The organism is Nostoc sp. FACHB-133 (assembly GCF_014698055.1).
Classification (GTDB): domain Bacteria; phylum Cyanobacteriota; class Cyanobacteriia; order Cyanobacteriales; family Nostocaceae; genus Nostoc.
In genome coordinates, this window is the sequence record NZ_JACJSH010000115.1 from 1 (window position 1) to 10,139 (window position 10,139).

Annotated in this window: 10 protein-coding genes; 4 read left to right on the plus strand and 6 right to left on the minus strand. The window is 38.2% G+C overall.

What is annotated here, in order from left to right:
- Positions 1 to 380 precede the first annotated feature (380 nt).
- Together H6G86_RS36640 and H6G86_RS36645 are read right to left on the minus strand one after the other, a co-directional pair.
- Positions 381 to 1,289, minus strand: a complete 909-nt coding sequence (locus H6G86_RS36640; protein ID WP_190938477.1) for a hypothetical protein — start codon at positions 1,287 to 1,289, stop codon at positions 381 to 383.
- Positions 1,290 to 1,547: 258 nt separating this feature from the next.
- Complete coding sequence (locus H6G86_RS36645) at positions 1,548 to 2,345, minus strand: hypothetical protein (RefSeq protein WP_190938478.1); 798 nt, start codon at positions 2,343 to 2,345, stop codon at positions 1,548 to 1,550.
- Between the two features lie 602 nt (positions 2,346 to 2,947).
- On the opposite strand from H6G86_RS36645, the gene H6G86_RS36650 reads away from it, so the two are divergent.
- From H6G86_RS36650 to H6G86_RS36660, 3 genes are all read left to right on the plus strand, one after another.
- Positions 2,948 to 3,193 carry a helix-turn-helix domain-containing protein gene (locus H6G86_RS36650; protein ID WP_190938479.1) on the plus strand — a complete coding sequence of 82 codons (246 nt, stop codon included), beginning with the start codon at positions 2,948 to 2,950 and terminating at the stop codon, positions 3,191 to 3,193.
- Positions 3,194 to 3,490: 297 nt separating this feature from the next.
- Positions 3,491 to 4,312 carry a hypothetical protein gene (locus H6G86_RS36655; RefSeq protein ID WP_190938480.1) on the plus strand — a complete coding sequence of 274 codons (822 nt, stop codon included), beginning with the start codon at positions 3,491 to 3,493 and terminating at the stop codon, positions 4,310 to 4,312.
- Between the two features lie 176 nt (positions 4,313 to 4,488).
- Positions 4,489 to 4,737 carry a hypothetical protein gene (locus H6G86_RS36660; RefSeq protein WP_313931624.1) on the plus strand — a complete coding sequence of 83 codons (249 nt, stop codon included), beginning with the start codon at positions 4,489 to 4,491 and terminating at the stop codon, positions 4,735 to 4,737.
- 15 nt (positions 4,738 to 4,752) lie between these two features.
- Here H6G86_RS36660 and H6G86_RS36665 read toward each other — a convergent pair whose 3' ends face one another.
- Both H6G86_RS36665 and hbs read right to left on the minus strand, forming a co-directional pair.
- Positions 4,753 to 5,085, minus strand: a complete 333-nt coding sequence (locus H6G86_RS36665; protein WP_190938481.1) for a hypothetical protein — start codon at positions 5,083 to 5,085, stop codon at positions 4,753 to 4,755.
- A gap of 178 nt (positions 5,086 to 5,263) precedes the next feature.
- Entirely contained in the window at positions 5,264 to 5,539 is a 276-nt protein-coding gene (hbs, locus tag H6G86_RS36670) for a non-specific DNA-binding protein Hbs (RefSeq protein WP_190938482.1), read from the minus strand.
- Between the two features lie 382 nt (positions 5,540 to 5,921).
- Here hbs and H6G86_RS36675 point away from each other — a divergent pair, with 382 nt between their 5' ends.
- Complete coding sequence (locus H6G86_RS36675; RefSeq protein WP_190938483.1) at positions 5,922 to 6,869, plus strand: HAD family acid phosphatase; 948 nt, start codon at positions 5,922 to 5,924, stop codon at positions 6,867 to 6,869.
- 30 nt (positions 6,870 to 6,899) lie between these two features.
- Here H6G86_RS36675 and H6G86_RS36680 read toward each other — a convergent pair whose 3' ends face one another.
- Both H6G86_RS36680 and H6G86_RS39940 read right to left on the minus strand, forming a co-directional pair.
- Entirely contained in the window at positions 6,900 to 8,624 is a 1,725-nt protein-coding gene (locus tag H6G86_RS36680; protein ID WP_190938484.1) for a PhnD/SsuA/transferrin family substrate-binding protein, read from the minus strand.
- 51 nt (positions 8,625 to 8,675) lie between these two features.
- A complete protein-coding gene (locus H6G86_RS39940; RefSeq protein ID WP_190938485.1) occupies positions 8,676 to 10,028 on the minus strand; it encodes an NERD domain-containing protein in 1,353 nt (450 codons plus the stop codon).
- Positions 10,029 to 10,139: the final 111 nt, after the last annotated feature.

Below are 10,139 nucleotides of genomic sequence, written 5' to 3' on the forward strand. Positions count from 1 at the left end.
AACTAGTTCTTTATTTTCGTACCATCCTGCTAATTGTTGATTTTCGTAAGCAATCCAAATGCCTGCGGGTGAAGGAATACTTTTGGCTGCTGGGGTCTTTTGGTATGACTTGTGTTCAGCAGAATCAAAGTCAAAAGCTGTCATAGTAGCTGCTGCCTTTCTTTAATGTTAGTTTTCGCAAAAAATAAGCGAAGCTTTAATCCTGAGTGGGTAATTCTGCACTATTTTCTTGATAGGTCATTGTTTAATATCAATAGATTTCACTCTCTTATTGGCGAAGCCGTTGATTTCAGATGTATTTATCAAGTACAGAGCCAATAAAATAGCGCTCTTGTTACTACAAAAGCGCTTTTTATTACTAATTATTTGCCCTGTACAGATTATTGATGTGAATTAAATCTTGCTAGCAAATCTTCACGAGATAAACTAGACAATTCCAGTAAAAATCTTGCAAAGTCATCTGGTGCTAACTGCAACAAATTATCGACCACTCTCGCTAATTCTTCATCCACAGAACCAAACCGGAATCTTAACAAGTTTTCTACAACCTGACGGCGTTCTTGCTCCACTCCCTCCTGTACCGCTTGCGCTCTTGCTTCTTGATAAGCTTCTGTTAAATTCATAATTAACTCCTGGTCATCTTCAGTTAAATCTGTTTGTGTCATTACACTGATACGCCACCTGTAAACCATTTCAAGAACATTACGGCGAACAAGATTCTCTGGTGGAAGGGCAACCAGTTCACTTACTGCTTGCTGTTGTACTGTCCCTCGTCCCAAAAGCCTGAACCAGAGCGTTTCAGGAGTTACTGGTAACTCGTTAATTGCTAGTATCGCCCCTCTAAAACATTTTTGAAAAAAGTAAACTCCAGTCATCCACTTTTCTAAGTCTAGCTTAACCTCTAAATCTGCTAACAGAGAGGCTGAAGCGCTAGGTGTCAAAATCCACAAACGAGCTAAATCATCCTCGCTAATGGTAGTTTCTTCTCTTTTGGCTTTGCGCTGAGAATCCGCAATCACAGTGAACAACTTCATGAAACAGTTACGTACTTCCGTCCTGCTGGGCTGATTCCGAAATGGTTCCAGTAGCGTTGTATTGAGTAGAGCAATTCTTCCCAGCAATCCTAGATTTTCCGCTTGGGCTTGTGGGGAAGGTAAAAATAATACATCTACAAATCTTGTTGCATCTGTTACTTCCCTGTTAATTTTCACTTCACCCAAAGGAGCCAGTAGCTCTTCTAAAAATTCCTTGGCAAATTTGTCGTGAGGTTGGTGAGGTTGTTGGGTCATTTTGTCCCTGGCGAACTGTGTTTTATTTTACAAGGGTTGAGAAAAGCTTGTGTGGTGGGTATAACCCTATTCTGTCACTCTCGGAAAACAATAATCGAACCAAGAGTCTGAAACTTTGATTGAGCTAAGGTTTGAACCTTTATTTTCTAACAGTAACTAAAATTTATAGCCAAAATCTGAAAACTAAAGCTGCGAAAGCCTTACAGGGATTAGCTTCCCCCAGATTGACAAAACAGGGATAAGAACCCACCATTTCACTTACGCCGCGACCAACTCCTGACGAACTTGCGGCAGTTCAATCGGAGCAGTTGCCCTGGATAGCACCTTTATAGCCTCTTTCACACTCCAATATTGAACTCCATCACCACAGCGCCAGTAATAAGTCTTGGGGTCGTTTTCCCATAACTCATCAACGTTTCTGACCTTGAAGACAATTCCCAAAAACTCACCATCTAGATATACGTTGTGAGCCGTCTGAAGGTCAGTGCGTCCTACATAAGTCAGTCGGTAGCCGTCTACTGGTTCGCACAAGTCTTCTGCACGAGTCCCGCGATACCCACAGTTACCGCACCCATACCCTTCGCAGTCTGGACAGATGGCAGCAGGCATATTCCACTTCGGCAGGGTGAAGTCCCATTCAGTCGATGGGGTTAATATTCGAGCCTTGTGAGAGATATAACAACCTGCATGACCGATTACTTTATCAGAATGGTATTGGACGCTTAACGATAGCCAGTCACAATCACCCAACAAGCCAATTTTCTCAGAAGCTTGTTTTAATTCCTGATCTTCCTGGTGATTGCACTCTACTGGAGCAGCAAGACTCGCTTTAACGTCTGCAACAGCGCGTTTGAATGGTTCTTTGTGGTATCGAGCATAGCCGTGGGTCATTTTTACCCACACAATATCATCACTTTTGATCCAGATAGTTACTACATCTTCGGGCTTGCACTCTTTTGAATAGTCCGATTGATTGACAATGGTTGCAATGATTTGGCGATCGCGTGTGGTTAGCGGATCTTTTGTTGGCGTAGGGGCTGAAACTTGTGTAATCATTAGCAAATACCTCTTAAATGGGTAAAAAGGCGATCGCACAGTTTTGCAGACCAGAGCGATCGTCCTATTTTTATTGGTAAGTTTGTTGTGCCTTCAGCACAACACTCTCAATCTAGAATTGGCGAAGCCTCATTTTTAATGCTCCTAACCAGTAGTTAGAGCTACTAAAGCAAAAGATATAGTGCGTCACGCGACCGACGGCTTCAATAGTATTATTGGCCAGCCACTGCACTAAGGCGATTGCTTCTGCTTTGAATAAAAGGCTTGCTCAAAATGGCTGTGTGTCCGTTGATTGCTTCTCCAGGCTTCTTTACCTACTCAATAGAGCTTGTGCTATACCCCGGTGATCATGTCTCTAGACTATGTTTCGAGTTGGAATGTTGGCTTGACTTGGTTTGTAATGGTTGACTTGCGAACTCTTTCGCGTCCTGGGTGCAGGCAGTTCACTTTCCTTACCCTTATGCTTATCAATATAAAAGCGATACTGTGTTTTGTCAATGTGTAACCGTGATTTATCACAATGCCATTGTTTTAAATCAATACATGACTTTGATAATTATGTGATATGCTGGCGGAAGAAGTAAAGTTAAGGTGTTGTTTTTATGAATCAAGCTTTGATTATTTGGAAGTTACGAGAAGTTATGGCTAGGTACAAAATAAAATCAAAAGAGCTAGCGGCTGAATTGGGTGTACATCCCAACTCAGTGACAAATCTAAGAAAAGCAGAAACTATGCCACGCCTAGATGGTGAAGCACTGGACAATCTCTGTAATGCTCTTAATAAATTGGCAGACAAAGAAATCAGCTTAATGGAGTTAGTAACTCACGTACCCAATTCCCGTAATTAAAAGCGATCGCTCCCCGCCAAGAGCGCGATCGCCTTCACTAGCCCTTCTGCGAAGGATAGCCATGTCTAACGTAGAGAATTTTCAAAAGTTAAGCAAGAGTAGCCTTGTAGTGGCATTCCTGCGATTTATCACTAAATAAAGAATTTGAAACTATTTAAAACCAATATAAATTAGATTTAAACCAAAAATTTATGTATCTCTAAAAATATTAATTAAGTATATTTAACTAGACAAAAACTACAATGCTTGCTATTAAATAATGTGCTAGCTCCATCATATTGCCCTAAAATTAAATATATGTATAATTCAGTACCAGTTTTTCAACTACTCCTCCAAGATAACCCTCATCTGTTCACTACCGAAGGGTTATCCTCGTTGCTTTTGGACTGTGTTCACATGAAATCTCCTAACCGCCACAAATTCACTTACCCTTCATTACTAAACAAGCAAGTTTACTTGGCGATAGCCGGGCTGGAGGGTAGTGCTGAAGATGAGGTAATGATTTACCGGATTATGTCTGATCCTCAAGCTTGGTATAACTTTACTAAAGTGCGGCAACAAGGCCAACCCTCTGAAAATATAGGTGAAGAATTTTATTCAAACTTTGGCATTGAAATTTATCTTCAGCACAGAATTATAAACAGTATCCAATGCTTACAAAAAAGCTTAAATATTTCAGGAGTTAGACAAACCAATATTGCTGTGCGTGATCGCCTATTTTCATACCCAACATTAGAGGAGCAGTTAATCACGTTGGATGAAGATCGTACCACGCTTGCTCAAGCTGTACCAGAAATCATCAAGTATTTTGTCAGCCTTGCTCAGATACCGCCTGAATACAGATTATTTTTAGTTGATGAGAAAAAGCAGAAAATTCCTACTTCAGTCAGCACAGTTGAGAATACGGCATCAAACGCAGTAATTGCAGAGATTTACACCGAATCTTACAACTGGGAGCTAACAGGCGCTAACTGTTGGCGGGGTAAAAGCGTTGAAAGAGTAGACCCTGACAAAATTCGTCTTACCCTTCATCTCGACTGGGATGAAAACGAGTTCATCTTTTTTGAAGCACATCACCAGGATTTAATTCGATCGAAATTTAAAAACCATTTGTACTAAAAATCACTCAAAACTTCTTTTAGGATTCCCAATTTCAGCCAAGCGATCGCTTGTGATAAAGCAGTACACTAGTACTATGCCGAAACTTCCTCCAGTGCGATAACTGTCTCCTCTATTCACATAACCCCCACCTCGTCTGTGTCGTTCACCCTGATGGAGTAGAGGGCCAGAGCTGGTTGGACTTTCGACTTGACCCCAACGCCGAAGCAGAGGAGCTATGGCAACCGGAGGGGGCAAGCTACTATAACAGTGAATTAATACTGCAACCACAACAGCAGTGGACACAACAGCAAAAGCTGGATTTACTTGATTGGCATCCAATGTTTACTGGTAAGTGTCCCCAGTGCGGTGCATCCTTTGACCGAGACTACACCTCAAGAGTGCATTGGGATTGTGAATGCGGTTGGATGGATGATTCAATTTAAGATGTTCGTACTTTCTTACTTCCTCGCGCTTAATGCCTGCTGACTTAATTGCATCACAATATTTTGGGGCAATGGATCTATGACACCATCATTAGGCAGTGATTGGATAAAAGCTGTTACCTCTTCCCCAGTTTTGTATTTCCCCTCACTCCAAGCATCAGCAATCTGTTTCGCTACACGGTCAGCATCATCAAGGTTCGCATGGGCGGTAATACATTGAATATCATTACCTGTAAATGATATCCATGTCTGCCAAAGTCCCGTAACTGGATGCTGAACAATCCCTGTGGTCAGTTCATTCTCTTCAAGCACTGATTTTTTCTTTGGGCGACCAAATCCTTTAAACATGGCAATATTGAGTAAACGCTATCTTTTCAGAATGCCCAAAAGAAATGCAGCGATCGCGCTTTTTTTTAATCTGCAATTCAACGCTCATATTCCATCTACCGTTGCCCCACGCCGTCTTGAAAACAGCGAACGCTACAGAGGAAGCAGTGATTGGATTGCTAGTGGCAAAGCAATTAATCTATGGCGCTACTTTTTCTTTAAACTGTTTCCCAGCAGAAAACGCAGGTACTTTGGTCGCCGGAATTGTCATTGGCTCATTGGTTTTCGGATTACGCCCTTCACGCTCGGAGCGTTCGCGTCGCTCGAATGACCCAAAACCAATGAGCGTTACCTTTTCACCATTGGCTACAGCTTCGGTTATAACTCCTAAAAAAGCACTAATGACTTCATCAGCTTGCTTTTTTGTGATGTTGGTCTTTGCTGCTACAGCATCTACTAATTCGCCTTTGTTCATAAATCGCCCTGAATCATTGCAAGTAATCGAAATCTAGCATTATTACCTCTTATTCAGAAAGGGGAAAAGGAATAATTTTCTAGTAACACGCGAAAATTAATAATGCACGATTCCTAAGCCAGGATTCCCATTTGATCGGGTCTTATGAACTACGTCCGCATAAATATAGCGATCGCTCTTGGTTAATGTTGTTCTCAGGTTCTTAATTAATCGAAGTCTGAGTTACTAACAGGTATACTATAACACGCAGTATTAAAACTAACTTGATCTTTGAAAATTTAGGTGACATTTTTTCTAAGTATGTTATAAGTGTATAACTGTACAGATAAATCTCCTTACAGTAGATATTTACTTAGCTAAATACTTAGGTTGAATCTCTAAAATGTATGACCCATATTTTAAGCTCATTACATTTTCTACATTAGTTACATCAAGTTTGCTTCTTTTAGGACTCAAACAAGATACAGCAGATATTACTAATGCACAGCTAAATGAACAGTCCCTACTAGCACTTAACTGGGTACAGCAATCAGGAGAGTACCAAGCCCTTACTTACCAAGCCTTTAATATAGGCCAGCTTATCTTCGACCAAGCCAAAGCTAAAAAAGTACGTAACCCAGCCGTTATTGTTGATGTTGATGAGACGGTTCTCGATAATAGTGCTTATCAAGCTGGTTTTATTGATACAAATAATAGTTTTGATCCAATAACATGGAATAAATGGGTAGCAGCAGCCAAAGCTAAGGCTGTCCCTGGTGCAGTCAAGTTTGTGAATTACGTTAATGATAATGGTGGGACTGTCTTTTTTATTTCTAACCGGGATAAGAGTAGTAAAAAAGATAACCAAAACAATGATTTAGAGATTGCAACTATCAATAATTTAAAATCAGTTGGTTTTATAGGTGCTAATTCTGCAACAGTATTATTAAAGGGTGAGTTTACTAAAGTTATTGATGGTAAAGAAAACACTTCAAAGCAATGGCGGCGGGAAGCAATTGAAAATGGTAAAGCTGATGGCAAAAAGTATACAGTGATTGCTCTACTAGGCGATAACCTCAATGATTTTGATGAAACAGCAGGCAAGAGCAATCAAGAGCGACGCAATTACGTTAATAATAATCGTCTGCGTTACGGAATATTTGATAGAAATGCCAAGAGTAAAACAATTGACCCCGCATATATTGCCCTCCCTAATCCTATGTATGGTAACTGGGAAACAGGGATATATAATCCCCAAGCTTTTAAAAAGCAAAATGCTTGGGATATGAGTCCATCCGAAAAAAATCAACAACGTAAAGAGGGTTTAAATGCTTGGCTATCAGGTCGATAAATATAGCTCAATTCGTAAATGTAAATAATATTAAACTTTTGCCTGCTTTTTTAAGCTTGGCTTTCTATCGCGTCGCCAATCCCAAGGTGGAGTAAATTGCGAATCTGCCCAAATATTTAACTGTTGTTGTTTGGCATCAATCTCTGCTTGTTCAACATCAGTAGCACTAGGGCAGCTTTTAATGTACTGCCGATAAACCATAGCTAATCCTTCCCTAACTAATACTTGTTGGGCAAAAGTGCCATCAGGTAAACGTACTTCAGCAACTTTACGTCCATAGCGGTCAGTATCTACTATGTTTAGCAATACTTGATTACCACCTTTTTGTATTAATGTTTTTAGTCGCTCTTTAGCTTTATTGCCCCATAAAAACTGATTTATATCAGCAGGTTTATTACTGTTTTGTTCTGTATCCGAATGAGATATTTCTGCGGCATCTATACAAGCAAACCTCACTCTGATTTCTTGATTAGATACATCAGTAACGGTGATTGTATCTCCGTCATCGACTTGCTTAACTTGATAATTTGACTGAATAGAAGAGTTTGGTATATCTTCTAATATGTTTAATTGATTAGGCTGTGTAAGTTTTAGCTCAAAGATTCCTGCTTGTGCTTTTTGGGGAGCAACGTTTATGATTTTGACTTCTTTACCTTGTAAAGCAATTGGATTGGAAGCACCAGGAACTTGATCAAGAACTTTTCGAGGTATAATTATTTGGTAAATTTTATTATCTTTTCCTGACAACTTGAAAGCTTCATCTTCATTATTTTGGCGACTCCATCCATTAATTCGTCCTAATATTTCCGAAGTATCAGGAGAAATACTAGGTTTTGGCTCTGGGGGACTATCACTACAGTAGAAATTAACTGGGTTTAGTTGAAAGTTTGCACATCTCAAAATCTCTTCAGTTCTCTGGGAAATTTTTATCAGTTGTGAATAATCAGATTCATCTCCACCACCATAATTAGCTTCTTTTCTAATATTTTCAGGTGCATTTAGTAAAACTTTTGTAATTATCTGGCGGTCAGATTCAGAAAGTTTAGGCGATAAATAGACATTAGCGCCAGGAATTTTTTTACTTAAGTGAATAATTTTTAAATCTTTGTCTTTTTCAACTGCTTCATAAGCCGCAGCCCCTACGTCAGTCTTCCCCGTTTTAACTAACTCTTTAATATCTTTGCCTCGATGTCCCATATCTACCCTAAGACTTTTACCAAATAAGTCATAAGCAGGTACATAGAAGCTAGACGCTGAATTGAAATCGCCTAAAGCAATAGTATTTATCGGTTTTAAATCATTGATAGATTGAATACTACTGGTAGATTTTGTGAATAATGTAGCTTGGTAATATGGTGGATTATTTGGAAACATTCGTGCTGCAAAATGATAATCATTATTTTTGGCAGCTAGAGAAAGTATTGGTGATAAAGTAAAGGCAATATCCCATTCCTTATTTATCATCCTTTTTCTGGCTTCTTCATAAGAAATTGATTCATCACCATCAATAACTATTTGTACTTTATTACCAAATTGCTCACGTAGGTAAGTTGTTAATTCTTCATAGTAACTGGGCTTACTCAAAATTCCTATAGTTAAAGAACTTGTTTGTAAGCTTTGTTGTTTATTTGTAATAGCAGGAGAAGGTGAAGAAACTACGGATTTAGGAGGGTTAGATGGACAACCTGATAAACCCAAAACTCCAATAAATATTAGAAACTTTATGAAATACTGATGATTGTAATAATTAAACATTTTTGATACCAAATATATAGTAGTTAAGTTTTTTTAAGAGTTTAATTTGCTCTAATTCCAAGAGTTCGCTTGATTATCTAATTCCTGAATAGCACTGCTTAAATTATCTAAGGTTGTTACTCTGTAAAATTGATCTATATTAGATTTAATACTATTATCAATACATGAACCCTTTGGAAATACAATAACACCATATACTGGGAATTTGTTGTGAATACCTAGAGTTCTATTTTTCATTAAAGAATCACAGTAAGTTTTTAATTGATGATAGGGATTTTTACCCCAACACGAGAAAATATGCAGTTTTCTACCTGCTTGCTGACAAATCCATCCACTATTTCGTACATCATCAATAGGCTTGATTAATCCCTTATAAGATTTAGCTTCTAAAATAATACAGCAATTATTCATCACAACGATAAAATCAGTAAATCTACTGCCTTGTTTACCAGAACCAACGTCAAATTGTATTTCTACTCTGGCATCAGAAAAATTGTCTTCTAAAGATTTTTTAATAGCTACTTCAAAATCATTTAAGGGATGTTTACCAGTTTCCTCTATATAACGTTCCATTTCCTCAGCTAAAGCCTCTGATTGAGCTTGTGCTTGGTTAGCACGTTTTTCTAATTCTTGCTCTCGTTTTTGGGATTCTGATAGGGAACTTTTTAAAACATCTAATTGATTTTTAAGTTGTTTTTGTACTAACCTTTGATTAGCTAATTGCTGTTCTAATTTAGCAACTATTTTTTGAGAATTTTCCTCATTAATTCGCAATTGCTCTAAATTAGACTCAACTTGAGATCGAGAATTTTTAATCTCATGTATTTGTTGTTGAAGCTCTTCTACTTCATTTTCTTTTTGTTCATGTTTTACATTAGCCTCTAACTGTTTTTTCTGAATAATCACTAATTGCTGGTTTAATTGTTCAATATTTTGTTCATATTGTTTTTGTTTACCTAGATTTTGTTTTGATTGTAATTTAATGTTTTCTAGTTCGTTTTGTAACTCTGCTGAATCTGTACTCGTTGATAAATTGTTCATTGATTCGCTAAGTTTAACAATTTCCTCTTGAAGCCTAGTATTTACAATACTTAGATTATTGGCATCATTCGTTAATTTATTGCGTTCATCTTCTCTCTGTTGTTGCAGTAATTTAAGCTCATTAATTCTCTCAGTTAATTGAATTTCTAAAGATTGATTATTATTTATTAATTCCTGCTCTCTTTTTTCAGCTTCTTCAAGGTCGCGTTTTCTTTTTTGTTCAGCCAATTCACGTTCACGTCGTCCCTTTTCTTCGGAAATTGCAATATCGCTTAGTCTTCTCTCTTCAGCAATTGCAAGGTCACTTAGTCTTCTCTCTTCAGCTAATTCACCTTCGCGCCGTGCATTTTTTTCAGCAATCACAAGCTCATGTGGGAGCAATGCGGTTTTGTCAGATCCAGTAAAAAACAAGCGATCGCAAAAATAAAATCTAAGTAAGAAGTAACTTTATTTACTAAATATGTGCTGGTAGCC